This window comes from Enterococcus sp. AZ079 (genome assembly GCF_050547255.1).
GTDB classification, from domain to species: Bacteria; Bacillota; Bacilli; order Lactobacillales; family Enterococcaceae; genus Enterococcus_D; species Enterococcus_D casseliflavus.
In genome coordinates, this window is record NZ_CP172955.1 from 2,469,515 (window position 1) to 2,488,151 (window position 18,637).

General features: G+C 41.2%; 15 protein-coding genes. 5 read left to right on the forward strand and 10 right to left on the reverse strand.

The annotated features are described in order from the left end of the window. The first annotated feature begins 34 nt into the window (after nucleotides 1-34). Nucleotides 35-1,330, forward strand: a complete 1,296-nt coding sequence (locus tag IGJ15_RS11740) for an ISL3-like element ISEfa11 family transposase (RefSeq protein ID WP_249850485.1) — start codon at nucleotides 35-37, stop codon at nucleotides 1,328-1,330. A gap of 237 nt (nucleotides 1,331-1,567) precedes the next feature. Here the strand turns inward: IGJ15_RS11740 and IGJ15_RS11745 are convergent, their stop codons facing one another. Next, on the reverse strand, nucleotides 1,568-2,944 hold the full coding sequence (locus tag IGJ15_RS11745) for a CHAP domain-containing protein (protein ID WP_060792881.1): 1,377 nt from the start codon (nucleotides 2,942-2,944) through the stop codon (nucleotides 1,568-1,570). A gap of 391 nt (nucleotides 2,945-3,335) precedes the next feature. Here IGJ15_RS11745 and IGJ15_RS11750 point away from each other — a divergent pair, with 391 nt between their 5' ends. Continuing rightward, complete coding sequence (locus IGJ15_RS11750) at nucleotides 3,336-4,736, forward strand: metallophosphoesterase (protein WP_060792882.1); 1,401 nt, start codon at nucleotides 3,336-3,338, stop codon at nucleotides 4,734-4,736. A gap of 451 nt (nucleotides 4,737-5,187) precedes the next feature. Here the strand turns inward: IGJ15_RS11750 and IGJ15_RS11755 are convergent, their stop codons facing one another. The 5 genes from IGJ15_RS11755 to IGJ15_RS11775 all read right to left on the reverse strand — a co-directional run bounded on the left by IGJ15_RS11755 (nucleotide 5,188) and on the right by IGJ15_RS11775 (nucleotide 11,258). Beyond that, complete coding sequence (locus IGJ15_RS11755; RefSeq protein WP_060792883.1) at nucleotides 5,188-5,541, reverse strand: nuclear transport factor 2 family protein; 354 nt, start codon at nucleotides 5,539-5,541, stop codon at nucleotides 5,188-5,190. Nucleotides 5,542-6,037: 496 nt separating this feature from the next. Beyond that, nucleotides 6,038-6,238: a cold-shock protein gene (locus tag IGJ15_RS11760; protein WP_005225331.1), complete on the reverse strand. Its 201-nt coding sequence runs from the start codon at nucleotides 6,236-6,238 to the stop codon at nucleotides 6,038-6,040. A 247-nt stretch (nucleotides 6,239-6,485) separates the two neighbouring features. Continuing rightward, nucleotides 6,486-7,946 carry a glycoside hydrolase family 1 protein gene (locus IGJ15_RS11765; protein WP_081117307.1) on the reverse strand — a complete coding sequence of 487 codons (1,461 nt, stop codon included), beginning with the start codon at nucleotides 7,944-7,946 and terminating at the stop codon, nucleotides 6,486-6,488. A 1-nt stretch (nucleotide 7,947) separates the two neighbouring features. After that, entirely contained in the window at nucleotides 7,948-9,390 is a 1,443-nt protein-coding gene (locus IGJ15_RS11770; RefSeq protein WP_060792884.1) for a glycoside hydrolase family 1 protein, read from the reverse strand. Then, entirely contained in the window at nucleotides 9,387-11,258 is a 1,872-nt protein-coding gene (locus IGJ15_RS11775) for a beta-glucoside-specific PTS transporter subunit IIABC (protein ID WP_081091758.1), read from the reverse strand. Before IGJ15_RS11775 ends, IGJ15_RS11770 begins: the two co-directional genes overlap by 4 nt. Before the next feature lie 107 nt (nucleotides 11,259-11,365). On the opposite strand from IGJ15_RS11775, the gene IGJ15_RS11780 reads away from it, so the two are divergent. Both IGJ15_RS11780 and IGJ15_RS11785 read left to right on the forward strand, forming a co-directional pair. Next, nucleotides 11,366-12,175, forward strand: coding sequence for a MurR/RpiR family transcriptional regulator (locus tag IGJ15_RS11780; protein ID WP_015509153.1), 810 nt, complete (start codon nucleotides 11,366-11,368; stop codon nucleotides 12,173-12,175). Nucleotides 12,176-12,420: 245 nt separating this feature from the next. Beyond that, the gene (locus tag IGJ15_RS11785) at nucleotides 12,421-13,005 is read left to right on the forward strand and encodes a polymer-forming cytoskeletal protein (RefSeq protein ID WP_010747631.1); all 585 of its coding nucleotides are present in this window, start codon (nucleotides 12,421-12,423) and stop codon (nucleotides 13,003-13,005) included. Between the two features lie 194 nt (nucleotides 13,006-13,199). On the opposite strand, the gene IGJ15_RS11790 is transcribed toward IGJ15_RS11785, so the two are convergent. From IGJ15_RS11790 to IGJ15_RS11805, 4 genes are all read right to left on the reverse strand, one after another. Further along, entirely contained in the window at nucleotides 13,200-14,864 is a 1,665-nt protein-coding gene (locus IGJ15_RS11790) for a peptide ABC transporter substrate-binding protein (RefSeq protein ID WP_010747630.1), read from the reverse strand. 228 nt (nucleotides 14,865-15,092) lie between these two features. Further along, complete coding sequence (locus IGJ15_RS11795; protein ID WP_060792887.1) at nucleotides 15,093-16,040, reverse strand: hypothetical protein; 948 nt, start codon at nucleotides 16,038-16,040, stop codon at nucleotides 15,093-15,095. A 108-nt stretch (nucleotides 16,041-16,148) separates the two neighbouring features. After that, nucleotides 16,149-16,988: a Cof-type HAD-IIB family hydrolase gene (locus tag IGJ15_RS11800; RefSeq protein WP_034695723.1), complete on the reverse strand. Its 840-nt coding sequence runs from the start codon at nucleotides 16,986-16,988 to the stop codon at nucleotides 16,149-16,151. 156 nt (nucleotides 16,989-17,144) lie between these two features. After that, entirely contained in the window at nucleotides 17,145-17,768 is a 624-nt protein-coding gene (locus IGJ15_RS11805) for a GNAT family N-acetyltransferase (protein ID WP_010747627.1), read from the reverse strand. A 73-nt stretch (nucleotides 17,769-17,841) separates the two neighbouring features. Here IGJ15_RS11805 and IGJ15_RS11810 point away from each other — a divergent pair, with 73 nt between their 5' ends. Next, complete coding sequence (locus tag IGJ15_RS11810; RefSeq protein ID WP_010747626.1) at nucleotides 17,842-18,630, forward strand: MerR family transcriptional regulator; 789 nt, start codon at nucleotides 17,842-17,844, stop codon at nucleotides 18,628-18,630. Nucleotides 18,631-18,637: the final 7 nt, after the last annotated feature.

Sequence of the window (18,637 nt, forward strand, 5' to 3'; positions counted from 1 at the left end):
CACAAAATAAACAACTGAGAGGACGATATGCTATATGAATGATTCTATCAAAAAAATGCTGAGAATAATAGAGAAAGATTTGATGATTACAGAGGTCTCTTACGAGACCCTTCAGAAGAAAAAGACGTTGGTCGTCGATGCTGTTCTCTCGCCTACTCCTCGTGCTTGTAGAAGTTGTGGTTCTACTGTGGTAGATGGAAACGGGAAAGCAATTATAGTGAAAAATGGGAAGAAGGAAACGATTGTCCGTTTTGAACAATACAATCATATGCCTTTGGTTATGCGCCTAAAAAAGCAGCGCTATACCTGTAAAAACTGCCGAACCCATTGGACTGCTCAAAGTTATTTTGTCCAACCCAGACATTCAATCGCAAATCATGTTAGATATAAAATTGCTTCTTTACTGACTGAAAAAGTATCTTTATCTTTTATTGCGAAAAGCTGTCAGGTATCTTTGACCACCGTTATTCGTACATTGAAAGAGTTTAAAAGCTATTTGCCAAAGCAGTCTAAGAAGATTCTCCCCAGAGTATTGATGGTTGATGAATTTCGTTCGCACACTTCCATAGAAGATAAGATGAGCTTTATTTGTGCAGATGGCGAAACAGGAAAATTAATAGATGTTTTGCCTACGCGTAAATTACCCCGATTAACAAGCTATTTCTTAGGTTGTACCAATCCAGAAGAAGTAGAATTCTTGGTTACAGACATGAACGCTGCCTACTTCCAGCTCACCAAACGTGTTCTGCCAAATGCGAAAATAGTGATTGATCGGTTTCATATTGTCAATCACATGAATCAAGCGTTCAATGAGTTGCGTATCCGTGAAATGAATGAACTTCGTAAAGCCGGACAGAAAAGCCAGGCAGAAAAACTGAAAAAGAACTGGCGCTTTTTGCTAAAAAATCGTGCAAGCATCAACCATTATGAATACAAAACATGGAAAAGTTTCCGAGCACCAAAATACCCATTTCTCACTGAAGCAATGATGATTGATCGATTGCTTGAGTTTTCTGCGCCCCTAAAGGAGGCGTATCCCTTTTTTCATGAATTAGTCGAAGCCTTTCGAGACAAAGACCCTGACTTATTTTTCTCCTTATTGGCAGAACTTCCCGAAACGTTAGATGACGGCTTTCGGGAGAAGCTTCAAAACCTTCTGACCTATGAAGAAGGTATCACCAACGCAATGATCTATCCTTATTCCAATGGAAAAATTGAAGCGAAGAATACCCACATAAAGACAATGAAACGAGTATCCTACGGATTTAAATCATTCGAGAACATGAGAATTAGAATCTTTTTGATCAATCAATTAATCAATGTAAGATAACAAAAAATCTGAGCCAGAATGTGGTTCATTCTGACCCAGATTTGATTTTGCACAACTCATCAGTCCTTATTGACAAAGAGCCCGAAAAACCTCCTATTTTCTATAGAATCTTGATAAGATTTGAGAGAACCCTGTCTTGCCTCTCTGAGTAGTTCTCTTATCTGACTGATTTAGAAAGCTATCGATCAAATAAAAAAGCATCAACGCGATTGCGTTGATGCTTTGCTTTTGAATTGATTAGCGATGGATGTAAGTATATCCAGATGCGCTCATTGTTGCAGTGTTTGGTCCACCAGGACTGTCAAAGCCCATTCCGCCTTGAGAGATTGTGATGGTATTGTTTGATGGGTTGTATGATTCAACATAGGCTACGTGTCCATAAGTTGGATCAGCAGTCCATTCGCCACCAACTGATTGACCAGCGGCAAAGACTACAACGGCACCGGCTGCTGGTGTACCATTGACAGTGTATCCATCAGCTGCAGCTGACGCACCCCATTGTGCACCATTACCCCAGTAAGTACCTACCCAAGGAGCGCGGTTTTTCACGTACCAAGTACATTGACCCCAAGCATACATGTTACCTGAGCTTGAATGATCTTTTCCACCGCCAGTAGAAATACTTCCTGTAGAATTATTGTTTGATGAAGAGTTTGAATCTGAGTTACTTGAGCTTGAATTGCTTGAACCAGTGTTTGAAGAGCCTGCGTTCGATGAACTTGAGCTGTTAGAACTGCTGGTATTGCTTGAGCTTGTGTTGCTTGAAGAACTACTTGTTGCTGTTTCAGTAGAAGCTGTTGTATTCTCTGTCGTGCTTTCAGTTGATTGAGCAGCAGCTTCTTGTTGTGCTTCTTTCAAAGCAGCAGCTTGTCTTTCTTCTTCTGCTTTTTGAGCAGCAGCAGCTTCTTGTTGTTCTTTCAAGATACGTGCTTTTTCAGCTTCCGCTTCTTGTTTTTTCTTATTCAATGCATCTTTGTCTTTTTCAGCAGTCGCTTGTTCTGCTGCTAAGTTTGCTTTCAAGACATTTAAGTCAGCTTGTTTTGCTGCGATGGCATCTCTTTGTTGGCTAAGTTCTGCTTGGTTCGCAGCAACTTCTTGGATCTTGCTTTCGTTTTCTTTGACTTTGTCTTCAACATCTTGTTTGTCTTGTTTTTGTTGTTCAACTAAATCATTGTTTGCATTGACGATCGTTGTCATCGCTTGTACGCGACCGATAACATCCGTTAAAGAATCTGCTTCTAAAACAGCATCAATGAAATTGGTGCTTTGACCGTTAACTTGTACATCACGGGCTTGCTTTTGGATTGCTTCTTCACGTTTGGCAATACGCAATTTCAATGTTGCGATTTTGTCTTGCAATTTCTCAGCTTCTTGACCTAACTCAACTTGTTTCGCTTCTAATGAAGCAACTTTTGCACTCACTGTTTCAATTTCTGCTTCTAGAGAATCGATTTGTGATTGGGCGTCAGCTTGCTGACCTTTAAGAGAATTGATTTTTTGGTCTTGCTGCTCGATTTGATCATCAATGGAATCTGCAAATGCTAATGCAGGTGCTGCAACTGCTGTTAATGTTAGTGAACACACCATTAATGCTGATAACAAACTATTCTTCACTCGTTTTTCCTCCGACTAGCTGGTTGATTTGACAGATGAACTGCCTTTATAAAAACTTAATTTTGTCTAAGAAAGTTTAATGTTCGATTTAACGACAAATGAATTCTACCATAATGATATGACACACAGATAAAGGAAATGTTACAAAAATGTTTCAATCTAACACTCCCTTTATCTCAACGATAAATAACATGACAATTAAAGACCGTTAAATCAACGTTTCTGAATAAATTACCGCATTTTCTTTTCATTTTCATCATCTAAAATAAATTCAATTCATGTTATCTTTATCAAAATTAAGGCTAATTATTCAAGGATTATAACTTGATCACGATTATTTTATTAAGAAAAACTATGAAAACAAGAAATCATTCAAAAAAAGACCATTTATGTGACAAGATCCCTATTCCTTTCTATAATAAATAAAACAAGCGAGGAGGGAATCGCGATTCGTACACACAAAAAATGGTTTTGGCCATTGGCACTACTTACACTTTTTGTCACCTGTTTCCTGTTATTCTTTCAATTTCGTAAGGTGCATGAAGCCGATACTCCATTGCAACAGGCGAGCAACAGTGAGTTTTGGCTCTTAAGTGATATTCATTTTCTTTCCTCCACGCTCCATGATAACGGCGCAGCCTTTCAGACCTTCACAAAGGGAGCTGCTGGCAAAGAGATGACGTATCAAGAACAATCGATCGAGGCCTTCACCGCTCAAGCCTTAAAAGAGAAACCCACGGGAATTATTTTGACCGGTGATATGACGCTCAATGGCGAGAAAGCAAGTGCTCAAGAGTTGGCAAGATTGCTTGAACCATTGCAAGAAGCTGACATTATGGTTTTAGCATTACCTGGCAACCACGAGATTTACAATGGTTGGGCGCGAGCATTTAAAGGTGAAAAGGAATACTACGCAGATCAAATCAGTCCTGAGGATTTTCAAACGATTTTTGCTGAAGGTTACGAAAAAGCCAACAGTATCGACAAGTCTTCCCTTAGCTACAGCATTCAGTTAAACGACAAGTATCGTCTCTTTTTGCTCGATTCATGTATCTACGATTCTGAGGTTAATTGGGATGATCCTACTACGAATGGTGAGTTGAAACCGGCTACTCTAACTTGGTTGGAGGAGCAATTAACCCTGACGAAAGAAGCGGAGCAAGTACCACTGGTCTTTTTGCACCATAACTTGTTCGGTCATAATGAACTCTTACAAGACGGTTATGTTCTTGACAACGCCTCTGAGACTGTCGCTTTGTTGGAACGCTTCAACGTGCCAGCCGTTTTCTCTGGTCATATCCACATTCAAGACATTAACGAAGGGAATGATTCGCTTTATGAAGCAGTCACTGGGTCTTATTCAACGGCAGAATTAGGCTACGGCGTCCTTTCTCTTTCTGACAAGGAAATCAACTACGAAGCACGCCAGATTGATCTCGATGCTTGGGCGGCTGAAACGAAGCAAACTGATGAACAGTTGCTGAACTATCAAAACTACCAGAAAAGTATTTTTGAAAAAGACACCGACCAACTGGTCCGTGACCAATTGTCCGCAGTGTCTGAACTGTCAGATGCCCAGATGACAAAACTTTGTACGTTTGTCACGAAGCTGAACACTGCCCTTTTTACTGGCAATGATACTTACTCAGCCGAAGAAAAAGCTGCTATCAAAGACTCCAAGGAGTATCAGTGGTTAGCGACCTATTCTTACTTTTTGAAGCAATATGTCGATTCAATGCTGGACGATCAAACCGATGATCGCAAGCTGACGATCCCCCTCACAGCAGAATAAAGCCAAAAAGTGTCTTCTTCCTTTCTTTTAGGAAAAAGACACTTTTTCTTTTCTAATGAACGATAGCCCTCTCGTTTGGGTAAACGAGAAGGCTATCTGACGAGTCAATATTTATTCTTTGAAAGTGCAGCATACTATTACTACTATTATTTATTTCTCATTTAAACGATACAATCCCTAACCTCTATTGTATCCTTGTAACTCTGAAGTTACGCCAGGTTTGAATAAATTTCTTCAAAACAAGTAACGTGTGGTACAAAAATATTTGTCGCTTATCAATAACTATACCACGCAACTAGGCGCCGACGGAAGTAAACTAACTTATTCTTAATCATTACTTAAAACAAAAGGTATTGTTTTCAAACAGTGTTGCTCCTTTAAGAATTTTACGTGAAGCGATTAACCTTCCTGTCATGCATATCTGCTAACCATTCCTATAAGGGAATTCCTTTTATTCAATAGGCAAGTCGTGCTGTTTTAAGAAAGATAATTTATCCCAGTAGCCTCTTTGAAATAAAATTTTATCATTTACTATTTGAAAAAAACCGCAACCTCTCAAACCTAAGGGGTCACGCCACTCTAAAATTGCCCATTGTCCATCTTCGAAAATGTTCTCAACGATACAAACCATTTTTGCGTTAGAAAAATCTTGCTCAAACATCTGCTTGATCGCTTGTTTCCCAACAACTGGCTCATTAGCAACCTGGTGGTTTATTGCATTCTCATCATATAATTCTGAAATACATTCTACATCTGCCTGATTAAACGCATCAACCCATTGGCAAAGTATTTCTTTTGGCTTCATATAAATCTCCCTCGAAATGTAATCATCTTTGTTCCCATCTCCAATAAAAAAAGCAGCTAATTTGTACCAATATATTCTACTTTTACAATTCATTCAAGACAATATCGATGAAACGAATAAGAAATATCGATCTTTCACATCGATTACTCTTGTATAAGTACGGGGTACCATATATTGAATCGTAGCATGTTTCGCTTTAATGGTAGCAACGCCACTAAACCTATTCAACCACTTTATTAATTTATTGAATACGGTATACAGCCCCTCTTTCTTTTTATACGCTTATCATCGAATGAGAAATCATAGGTAAGTAAACCGCAACGCTTAGGGCTAGTTGAATAGTGAAATCAAAGATGTACTATTTACCATGTCAGGTCCTCAAAACCTGCAACTATTCTCTTGTAGCAGATCATCAAAACCCTATCCATTTCAATAATTATGTAAATTAAAGCAAAAAAAAGCGAGAACCCAATGGATTCTCGCTTGTTAACGTCAATTAACCTTTAACGATGTTTGTTGCTTGTAAGCCACGTTGGCCTTCTTCAACGTCGAAAGTCACTGCTTGACCTTCTTCTAAAGTTTTGAAGCCGTCGCCTTGGATAGCTGAGAAGTGAGCAAATACATCATTGCCGTCTTCACCTGTAATAAATCCAAAACCTTTATCTGCATTAAACCATTTTACTGTACCGTTATTCATAAACGTATACCTCCATATTACACATCGACTGTGTTTATTTGTTTGTAATAGAAAATGATGTGTAATTGAAGTGTGTATCAATAGAAAAGATAAACAAGTATTAACATATCAGAACTTTACCTATTCATCATAGCATGGTTAAAATAAAATAGCAAATAAAGTTGGCTTTTTTTCTTGATAAAAAGGTAAATTGTTAAGAAACCTTATGATTAAACCTAGCAATTGCTTTATCTGGAAGAATCAAAAATCAAAGAGTTGCGCCGTTTGAAGCAATTACTTTTTTGTACCAATCAAATGACGCTTTCTTGATGCGTTTCTTTGTGCCATTGCCTTCATCGTCTTGGTCAACATAGATAAAGCCATAACGTTTCGACATTTGTGAGGTTGAGGCACTAATGATATCGATACAGCCCCATGCCGTATAGCCAAAGACCTCGACGCCATCATGCAACGCTTCATTGATTTGTTCAATATGCTGACGCAGATAGTCGATTCGATAAAAATCATCGATGGTGCCATCTTCGTTTACGACATCTTCTGCTCCCAAACCGTTTTCGGCAATAAACAAAGGTTTTTGGTAGCGGTCATAGAGTTGATTCAATGCTGTTCGCAACCCTTTGGGATCGATCTGCCAGCCCCATTTACTGCTTGGCAAATAGGGATTTTTAATCCCACCAGTGATCAGATTCCCGACAGCACTTTCCAATCGTTCTGGATGTGCGCTGACTGCACTGGACATATAGTAACTAAATGAAACAAAATCAACCGGGTTTTCTCGGATGACTTCTAAGTCTCCTGGTTCGATCACCAATTCCACTCCTTTTTCTTCAAACATGCGGTTGGCATATGCTGGATAATAGCCTCTTGCCTGCACATCACTGAAAAAGAGTGAGGTTCGTTGACTTTCAACTGTTTTTTGGACATCGTCTGGATCACAGCTGTACGGCGTTAATAATTGATAGCTGATCATGCAGCCGACCTTGGCATTGGGAATCAATCGATGGCAATAGTCAGTCACGATTGCGCTGGCGACAAATTGATGGTGCGCCCCTTGGTACTTGTCTTGTTCAATATTAGGATGACCTTCTTCAATGATCCCGACACTAACATATGGATGGTGTTTGACACAATTGATTTCATTAAAAGTCACCCAGTATTTGACTTTCTTTTGGTATCGCTCAATCACCGTCTTGGCAAAACGGACATAAAAGTCGATCACTTGCCGGTTTGGCCATCCTCCATACTCAGTCACTAAATACAAAGGCATCTCATAATGGGATAGTGATACCACTGGTTCGATCCCATACTTCAAACACTCATCAAAGACTGCGTCGTAAAATGCCAATCCAGCTTCGTTTGGCTTTACCTCATCCCCCTTTGGAAAGATCCGTGTCCAGGCAATTGACATCCGATAGGCTTTGAAGCCCATCTCAGCAAATAAACGAATATCTTCTTTAAAGTGATGATAAAAATCGATTCCCTGTCTTTTCGGATAGTATTTCGTGCTGTTTGGATCCTGTGCTTCTGCAACTTGCTGATGAGTCATCATATGCCATTGGTCAGTCCATCGTTCTTTCGGCATTGAGGAATCGAATAGATAGACATCAGAAACCGACAAGCCTTTTCCATCGATTCCAGAACCTCCTTCAACTTGGTTGGCAGCCGTTGCTCCTCCCCAGAGGAAATCTTTTGGAAAATAACTTTTCATTTTACTTGCCGCCTTTCAAAAATGATTCGTACGCCAACGCTTCCCCATTCGTGGCGATCACTTGCTGATAATACGCAAAACTAGCTTTTTTCTTGCGGGAAAGATCTCCGCTACCATCATTTTGCTTATCGACATAGATAAAGCCGTATCGTTTTTCCATCTCTCCTGTCCCCGCAGAAACGATATCGATCGGTCCCCACCATGTATAGCCTAGAATCGTTGCGCCATCTTTGATCGATTCCGCCATTGCTTCTACATGGTCTTTTAAATAGGCCATCCGTTCTTCATCGACGATCGATCCATCTTCATTGACAACATCCTTTAAACCAATTCCATTTTCAACGATAAATAATGGTTTTTGATAGCGATCAGTCAATTCGCTGCAAACATAGCGTAATGCCAGCGGATCGATCGGCCATCCCCAAGCAGTTTCTTTTAGGTAAGGATTCTTTTTCCCTAGTAATCCGCCAGTATTGCCTAAAATTTTCATGCCTGCTTCATGCAATGAGCTGCGGTAAAAACTAAAGCCTAAATAATCGCAGGTCCCCGCTTTAATGATCGCTAGATCTTCTTCTGTAATGTCCAGCAACAGATGATTATCCTTCACGATGCGGTCGAAGTATTCCGGATAGGCGCCTCGCAATTGCACATCACTATAGAACAAGGAACGACGGCGCAGTTGATACGATTCAAAAACATCTTGCGGGTTGCACGTTGCAGGGTAAATCGGGCTCAGTGACAGCATACAGCCAATCTGATTGTTTTCATCTACTGCCTTCCCATTCAGAACTGCTTTGGCACTTGCAACAAACATATTATGACTTGCTTGATAAAGTGCCTGTAATTTTTCTTCTTCAGTCTCGAAAGAAAATACATCGATACCTGCTGCGAGTAACGGGATCGTATGGGTATGGTTGATTTCATTGAAAGTCATCCAATATTTCACTTTCCCTTTGTAGCGTGCAAAAACCACTTTTGTATACCGATCAAAAAAATCGATCAGTACACGATTTTGCCAACCACCATATTTCGTCACCAAATGCAGTGGCGTCTCAAAATGAGCTAATGTAACAACTGGTTGGATCCCTTTTTCATTCAAGGCATCAAATAAATCATCATAAAATTGTAAACCTGCTTCATTGGGTTCCGTCTCATCCCCATTCGGAAAAATGCGACTCCAAGCAATTGAGGTACGCAAACACTTCAAGCCCATTTCCGCAAAAAGTTCAATGTCTTCTGGGTACCGATGATAAAAGTCGATGGCTTCATGGCTCGGATAAAAGTTATCCTCTTCAAGCTGCAGTGAAACTTGCTCAATACGTTTTTCACCAACTGGTAAAATATCCGCTACACTTAATCCTTTTCCTCCTTCCAAATAAGCTCCTTCGGCTTGATTTGCGGCGATTGCGCCGCCCCATAGGAAATTTTTTGGAAATACACTCATGAAATCGCTCCTTTTAATAAATCATTTGCTACCAAAGCGGTAACGTCTTTTTTCGCTTGATCCACAACTGTCAATGCATCTTCTTTGATCACACTGGTAAAGACCAACATGGTTGTCGGATCATATCCTTTTTCAATAATTTTTGCTAAGTCAAAGGTGCCAATTTTTTGTCCCTTCACGACTTGATCCCCTTGTTTCACCGAAATCTCAAACACGCCTTTTGCTAAATCAACCGTGTCTAAGCCGATATGCACCAACACTTCCGTCCCAGCAGCTGATTGGATCCCAAAAGCATGTCCAGTTGGAAAAACTGTCACAACCGTACCAGTAAGTGGCGCATAAATATCGCCGGCTGATGGATAAACGGCTAATCCATCCCCCATTGCTCGAGAAGAAAATACTTCATCTTTGACATCATCAAGCGTGATCGTTTCACCAGCAACTGGTGTCATCACTTGCAGCCCTGCACCTTCTTCTAAAACAGGTTCTAGCGTTTCTTCAAATCCTAATACATAGGTCAAAATAGCAGTACCGAAGAACGCAAAGGCAATGCCGATCAAATAGTACACAAAGGTGTCCCCAAAGAAAGCTGGCAATGTCGTCAATGCTGGGAAAACATAGACGATGGCCTTGGTTTGCATCATTCCCATAAACGCACCAGCAAGGGCACCAACGATGGTTTGAGCAATCAACGGCTTTTTAAATTTTACCGAAAGTCCATAGACGATTGGCTCTGTAATTCCGCCAAGCAATGCTGGAAGCAAGGAAGATAGCGCCAGGCCTTTGGTTTCTTTTCTGCGAGAGCGTAAAAATACACCTAAAGCAACCCCAGCACTCGCAAATGTTGCTGCTGCGATCATCGGGCGCAGCGTATCATAGCCATATACCGCTAGGTTATTGACCATGATCGGTACAACTCCCCAATGGATCCCGATCATTACTAAGAATGTCCAACCGCCACCGATCAACAAGCCAGCCAACAGCCCGCTCTTGTCGCTGATAAAGTTCATGGCATTGCCTAAACCGTCTCCAAGCATTACACCGACCGGTCCAATGATCAAAACGGTCAAAGGCACCATGATCAAAAGAGCTACTAGTGATAGAGCAAAAATCTCGATACTCTTAGGAATGATCCGTTTGAGTAGTCGTTCCAAATGCGAGTAGATATAGATCGAAACGATCGCTGGAATCACGGTACCCGAATACCCCATCAACACAGCTGGGATGCCAAAGAAATCGACCGTCACACCGTTTTCCGTCACCATTGCTGTAAAATTCGGCTCCAGCAACGCCCCAACGATTGCTAAAGCAATAAACATATTGACTTTGAAAATCCGCGCTGCACTGATCGCTAAAAATAAAGGCAAGAAATAAAAGACACTATTGCCAGCAGCAGCTAATATTTTATAGGTGCTTCCTTCCGCATCCATCAAATGATAGGTTGTAAAAACAACTAGCAAAGCTTTCAACATCCCTGCCCCTGCAAGAGCAACAATGATTGGATTAAAGATCGCAGACAATACATTGAAGAATCGGATAAATACATTGCCTTGTTTTTCTGTTGATTCTTCGGCATCCCCATCACTTTCCAAAGCATTTTGGATCGAATACTTACTCATGATCGTTTGAAAAACATCCGCTACATGATTACCGATCACGACTTGAAACTGGCCGTTTCCTTCAATGACAGACAATACCCCATCAAGCTGCTGAATCTTATCCTTATTTTTTCGTGCCAACTCGACATCTTTCAACTTAAAACGCAATCTAGTGATGCAATGATACAGGCTAACGATATTTTGTTCCCCACCGACCTGTGCTATAATTTCACTAGCAAGTTTTGAATAATCTTTTGCCAAATGACTCACTCCCGTGTTTGATTTATAAAGCGCTTTATGGCGTTACTATAGCAGATTTTTTTCTCTCACCTGCGAAAGTTCGCAATTTGGAAACTGCTTACAAGAAAGGAAAGAAAATGGGCCTCTTAATCATTCGTTTATTGAATCTTTTAAATAATGCACCCACTGATTCCACCAACTACTATATCGGTTTGACCATGATCAACCATTATGATCAGATCCAAACTCTAAGCATTGGTGAATTCGCTGCTCTTTGCCATGTGTCAAAGTCAACCGTTTCAAAATTCGCTCGCACCTTGGGCTTTGATGATTATGGCGATCTAAAAGACAACGCTGCCTTTATCGAAAACCGCTTCAACAATCCCCTGAATTATCGTTCGAATATTTTGTCTGCCTTAGAGCAAGAGGGCGTAGACTCCTATTTTGACGCAGTTGTACAAGACATCGATTATCTGCGTCATCATCTTGATCTGCCAGCCATCGAACGGGTCGCAAAAGCCATTGTGACGCATAAAAATGTCTTTGCTTTTGGAATTTTATTCTCAGAATCGGCTGCTATTGATTTCCAGATCAAACTAGCATACAACGGCAAGTTCATTCGGACCTTCCAAGACGATCTTGTACAGGAAGAAATCATCAAGACCGCTGATGAAGAATCGCTGTTTATCATTTTTACCAACTCCGGTGACTACCTAACGAAACAGCAAATTCGAAATGGAACACCACGGAAAGATTTCTTCGATCGAACCAAAGCCAAAGTCATCGTGATCACCGCTAATCCACAGATCTCGGAACTGCCCTTTGTCCAAGAAGCAATCATCTTCCCTCACCAAACCCATTTTCAAACCCATGCTTTTATGTATCAGTTCATCATGGATTTGATCGTATCGAAGTTCAAGCAGTTGACGGATCGAAAGCGCATGTAGTAATGACCCTCCATTATAGAAGAAGGGCATTTCTTCCATAATGGAGGGTTCTTTGTGAATAAGATGTCTCATTCATTCGTAAGCGTCACTCATTTATTCCTAGTTTCTTTGAAATTTTTTTAATCCTAGGCTGCTATTTATTAAATTTCTCCTCATTTATGTTTTTTGTTTCACAAACTTCACCTCGGTATGGTATAATCATTTTGTTTTTAAGAAAACTATGGGAATACAAAGGAGAAGGAAACATGAAAAAAACTAAAATCACTTTAATCGCTGCATCATTGCTTATGGGAGGCACTCTTTTAGCTGCATGTAGTTCAGATAACGATACAGCTGCAAGCTCATCATCATCAACAGCAGCTTCAACTGCTGCATCAACTGAATCATCAGATGACGTTGTTTCAACTGCTTCTATCAGTGACCAAACTTCAGTGATCGAAAAAGCATTGAGCGCAGATGGTAACTGGATCGTTGCTGTAACTGGCGACATGACATTTGATAACGATGTAACCGTTGATGGCGAATTCCACGACAAAGGTGACGACTCTGCTGATATCTACCGTAAATTTGCATTGTACTCACAAGATGAAGACCGCAACGTAACAGCTGAATACACAGTAACTGTTCCTAAATTGATCGTTAACTCAGAAAACTTCAACATCGTTCACGGTGTAATCAAAGGTGACGTTGAAGTGAATGCTAACGGCTTTGTATTGAACGGTGCAAAAGTTGAAGGTAACGTAACATTCACTTCAAAAGAATTCCAAGATTCAGCAACACTTGACGAAGATGGCGCTTCTGTAACAGGTGACGTAACAGTTAGCGAATAATCTTTCACTGGATTTCTGTGAAATAGATGAACAAAAAACGAGGTTGGCAAGTCAATCGTTGATCCCTTGCCAACTTTTTTTGTTTTTTTATAAACAATTGCATCCGCTCTCATTACTAACATTGTGTAAGTAAGAACAAAGCCCAAGAAAAAAAACTGGCTTGCTTACGCAAAACCAGTTTCTTCTTTAGGCGCTTATTCTTCAATAACTGCCCACTTGTAGTCATATTGCGCACCAGCACCGTGTGATACGACCCCTTTTACTTTTGGTGCACGTAAATGAGCTTCAACGTTTTGGTACACAGGGATGACCCCTTGTTGATCCATAATGATTTTCTCTGCATCTAACAAGTCTTGCCAGCGAGCATCTGGATTGCCAGCGTTTGTCGTGGCAGACGATTTCACTGCTGCATCGTACGCCTCACTTGTCCAACGACCGCGGTTGTAGGAATTGTCGGTAACAAACAAATCAGTAAAGCTGCTAGCATCCGCATAGTCAGCTCCCCAACCACCCATGACGACATCAAAGTCACCTGAGTTTGAACGATCTAAACGAACGGAGAAAGGAACAGGACTTAGGCTAACTTTCACCCCATCCAGCGTGTCTTGAATCGCACTTTGAATATACTCAATGGCCTTTTTGGTTGAATCTGTATCAGAAGCCAAAATTTCAAAGCTCAAGGAATCGATTCCTAACGCCTCTTTGGCTTTTTCCCAATGTTCTTTGGCCTTTTCTTGATCGTATTCAATGACACTTTCCGCTTCATCGACAAAATCAGTATTATCAGTTGGGTTAAAGGTCATTCCTTTTGGTATCAATCCTGTGGAAGCCAATGAACCGTCCCCTAAAATCGATGTCACTAATGCATCACGATCGATGGCATAAGAGATTGCTTTACGCAAATCCTCATTGCGGAATGGCGAATCTTCTTCGCGCTGATTCAACTCGATATAGGAAGTACGGGCTAATGGTTCTGACACAAACGCTTCATCATTGGCCATTTGCTGTGCCAATTCTCCTGTTAAGATGACGTCGTCTGCTTGCCCATCTTGGAATAGATTCAAGGAGGTCGATGATTCTTTTACGACACTAACATTGATGGTATCAAGTTTCACCGTCTCTTTGTCCCAATATTGATCGTTCTTTTCATATGACCATTCTGTATCGGTTCCTGGCCCATCAAAGCCAGCCAACACAAAGGGTCCATTGTAAACGGCATTGTCGCTCGTTGAAGCATATTGATCGCCGTTGTCTTCTACGACTGCTTGGCTTTGTGGGAAGAAGGATGGAAATGCCAATAAGTATTGGAAGTATGGCGTAGGTGTCGTCAGCGTGATTTCTAATTCATAGTCACTGACTGCTTTGATCCCCAATTCTGAGGCATCTTTTTCACCTGCTGTTATCGCTTCGGCATTGGTTACGGGCGCAAATAAGTACGCATACTCAGAACCTGTTTCCGCACTTACGGTGCGTTGCCAACCAAACACATAATCCGCTGCCGTTACTGGTTCTCCATTTGACCATTTGGCATCTTCTCGTAGTTTCAATTTATAGGTCAGACCATCTTCACTGACTTCCGCTAATTCGGCGGCACCTGCTGGTTCGGGCTTACTATCAGCATCTAAGCGGTACAACCCTTCATACACATTATTTAAAGCACTGAAACTGATCGTATCGGTGGCTAAGGATAGATCGGCACTCGGCATTTCTTGTTGAACCACAACATTAAAAATTTGTTCGGCAGCTGCTGTCCCACTACCACTTGAACTTTCACCTGTACTTGATGTCCCTCCTGTTGAGCAACCTGCTAATACGATTCCACAAACAGCGACGACACCATATCCCCATTTTTTCTTCATCTTACCTACCCCTTATGAAAATCCAAAATTTTCAGAATTATTACAAAGCTCTGAATGTAAATAAGATTTTAATAAATATTAATTATAAAAGCAAGCTATTTTTCTCATTTTATTATTATTTATTTTTTATGTTAACACAGCATGTTATTATTTATGACACAAAAACAAAAAACACAAAGCGAAAAAGATCTCGCTTTGTGTTTTTTTATCTTTGGATAGAAACGTGGATTACTCCATTTTATAGCTTTGACGCGTCACTTTCCCCTCTCGTACCGTAGCGATAATAGTTGGCACAGCCCCAATCGCCGTAAAGAGATAGACCAGACCTAAGTTCCCGTAATATTGACTCGCTTCCAAATATCCTTCACGAATCAAATCAGGTAAAATACGGAAGGCATAGAAGACATCAACGTCCGTGTAATAATTCGCTACACTGATCGACCAGTCGATACGATTCCCGACATAGACCATGATGATCATGACGATAATACTACTAATAATACCTTTTGTGCTGAGTTTTCCACCTAATAATTCATACCCTTTGATGGCACAGATCGCCATCGCGATCCCAGACAATGCAGCAACATACCCAAGTTGTCCCAATAAAATAATTGCGCCGGCACCAATCAGTGAGCCAAGAAACGCACCCACGGTTCCAGCTAACCAATTTTCTTTTTTCTGCCCTTTTTCCCGTTCTTGCGCAAGGACTGCTTCTTGTTGTTTCTTAAAGCAAGCTTCACAGGCAATGACGGGAGCGCCGCCAATAGCATACAGCGAAACCGGCTCAGTGACCGCGCCGCAGAAGGTACAAGCATTTTGGAAGCCTTTCGTCTTCAAAAAATTCGTCAACTGGTCCAACGCAGTACGCAACTTGTCCACGGTTTTCCCTGCAGTCATCGCTCCGCGTAATGTATAGGCAACTTGATATCCTTGGATCACACAGTCGATGATCTCTTTTGACTCACTTAAAACTTCTTTGACTTCTTCTTGGTTGGGAAGTTCGCCATCTTTGCTAAGTGAAAAATGAGCCACTAGAGAATAACTATTGTTATTCTCTTGAACTAAAAAAAGTTTATAACTATGATACGTTCCATAAATCACCCCAGTGGAAGTATCAACGGAGAGCCCCAACGGCTCGGCAAATTTGGTCAATGTCTTCTCGATCTTCTTATTCATTTTTCTCCTTCTTTCCAACAAACACTTACCTTTTTAGGTATAGCTAAAAGTTTAAGGAGAGTAGAAATGAAAGTCAATCAATTTGTTCAAAAAACCTAGTTTTTTTATCTATTCTGTGACAAATCGCCGCAACGCATCAGTAACCCCATGGTCTGTATTGCTAGTCGTCACAAAATCAGCTTTTGCTTTGACCAATTCAGGCGCATTCTCCATCGCAACACCAATACCAGCTGAAGCAATCATTGGCAGGTCGTTAAAATTATCGCCGATCGCTAAGGTTTGCGCCAGCGGCACTTGAAAATAGGCCGCCAATTCATTTAGCGCCTTATCTTTTCCCACAGCTTGATGAGTGACTTCCAAATAATTCTCTTTGGATAAGTAAAAGGCGCTTTCTAAAAATCCAGCGTTCTGGCAGGCAGCATGAAGCGCTTGGATTTCTGCCATTGTGCCAATCAAAAGAAACTTATGAACCTCAAAAGCTTCTTGTGCCAACAGTTGTTCTAATGAAGTTTCTACAGGAGTCTCTTTGGTGATCGCCGCTTCTGCTCGTGCCCATTGGTCCACTCTTTCGCAATACCACTGATCACCAGAGTAGACATTGATGGAAACACCAGGAAAATCAGCTTTGATGCGCGCAACCAAAGTTTTTGCTTCTGCTTTTTTGACCTCATGACTGAAAATCGGTACCAGTGTGCCCTTTTGATCGTACCCTCCAATCAAGGCACCGTTGTAACAAGCCAAGGGCCAGTCTTCTATCCCTAATTCTTGAGCTATCGGTAGCATTCCTTTCGGGGAGCGAGCGGAAGCCAAAACAAAAGGAATCGCTTGCTGCTTCAATCGTTTGATTTCTTCAATCAAATCCAGATCGATTTGATGCTTATGATCCAAGATCGTCCCATCAATATCACTTAAAATAAACCCTATCTGCTTTTTTTCCAAATAAACCATCCTTTCCCATTCCCCATCCTTTTTACGAAAGCGGATTGAGCCATCGCTTTCGACCAAAATAAGCGCCGTTTCCATAAAACGAAAACAGCTTCCTTGTCCTTCTTTGCTTCCAGTTTACCATACTAGCCAATGAAAAAAGAGTGCATCGCTGCACTCTTAGGAAGTATAGATATAAAACTCGATTTCCTTCTTGATCGGTTTTTTGATCCAGCGTTTCACAGCAGCTGCCCGCTTCAAGCCCATATGCTCATAAAAACCGAAATTACAGGTGGTATCGGTATAAAGGAAAAACGGAACCGTTTTTTCCTGCTGGACCATCGCTAAAAAGGAAGTAAAGAGCTGCTTGCCTACACCCAATCCTTGTGTTTTGGGACTAACGGCAAACAAACCAACTTCGGTCTGAAAAGGAGTTTGTAAGTCTTTCAACATCGCTTGATTTAACTCAGCCACCTCCTTGGCATAATGCAGCAGCGTGTTTCTCCCTTCTTTCGTAAGCAGTAAGCAGCCAGCATGCCAAATCGTTTTCCCCCAATAGCGCGCTGGATGAAGCTTCTTCCCTCTCTTACTATCTGCTAATAAGATACCGACAGCTTCACCATTTAAAAGAGCCACCCGCGAATAGGTCGCACGAGCAAGTTCATAACACAAAAAGACATGAGCAAAGTGCTTGGCGGTCTTCTTGTCAAATTGCTTGTCGTAGTTCCAGCTATCAATAATTACTTGCACAAGCGCAGGCAGATCTTCTCGTTTAAATGGTCGATACGTTACTTTTTTATTCATTCTATCTTCCTCCCAGTAGTTGACTATCCTTAGTATAAAGTTTACAGTAACTGTAAAGTCAAGGAGGAACGCCATGAAAACCAAATTAAAAGTATCGGAAATGGCACGCTTCGCGCGGATCAATCCTCGGACACTCCACTATTATGACGAGATTGGGCTATTTCAACCAAACAGCAAAGACGAGAACGGGTATCGGTATTATTCCCTTGATCAACTTTTGGATCTCGGATTGATCCTGTCATTGAAAGAATTATCGATGCCCTTAAAAGAGATCCAAACAGCGCTGCAGGGGGATGCCGAGACCATGAGAAACTTATTGGAAGCCAAGCGGCAAACCATCGATGAAAAAATTCAGCAGTTGACCAACATCAAAAAAATCATCGAACGAAAAGCTGCGGATTTGCGCCTGGCTGCAGAAAAAACTTCCCCCTTCACCTTGAAGGAAAAGCCAGAGGAATATTTCTCCCTCAGTCCTAGATTAAACGGCAGCTCCATCCCAGAGATGATCACCCAAGCCTACGACCTTTTGATGGCACAGCCTTATCTATTCTCGAATAACGAGTACGGTTTTATGATTCGGACGAACAAAGACGATACGCAAGACATCGACTACGTTTACGTGCGGCAAGAAGAGCCGCACGGGACTTCCTTCGTGAAACCAGCAGGATGCTATTTAACCGCCATTTATCAGGGGGATGACGAAGGATTGAAGCAGTTCTATCAAAAACTCAAGCAGCTGATTGCGACGCACCAATGGCAAATCGATGACTACTTCTATGAACGATCGATCCACGAAACGACCCTTAGCAACGAGCAAGCTTATTTGACAGAGATCCAAGTTCGGATTTTATCTGAGGAATAATGATTCG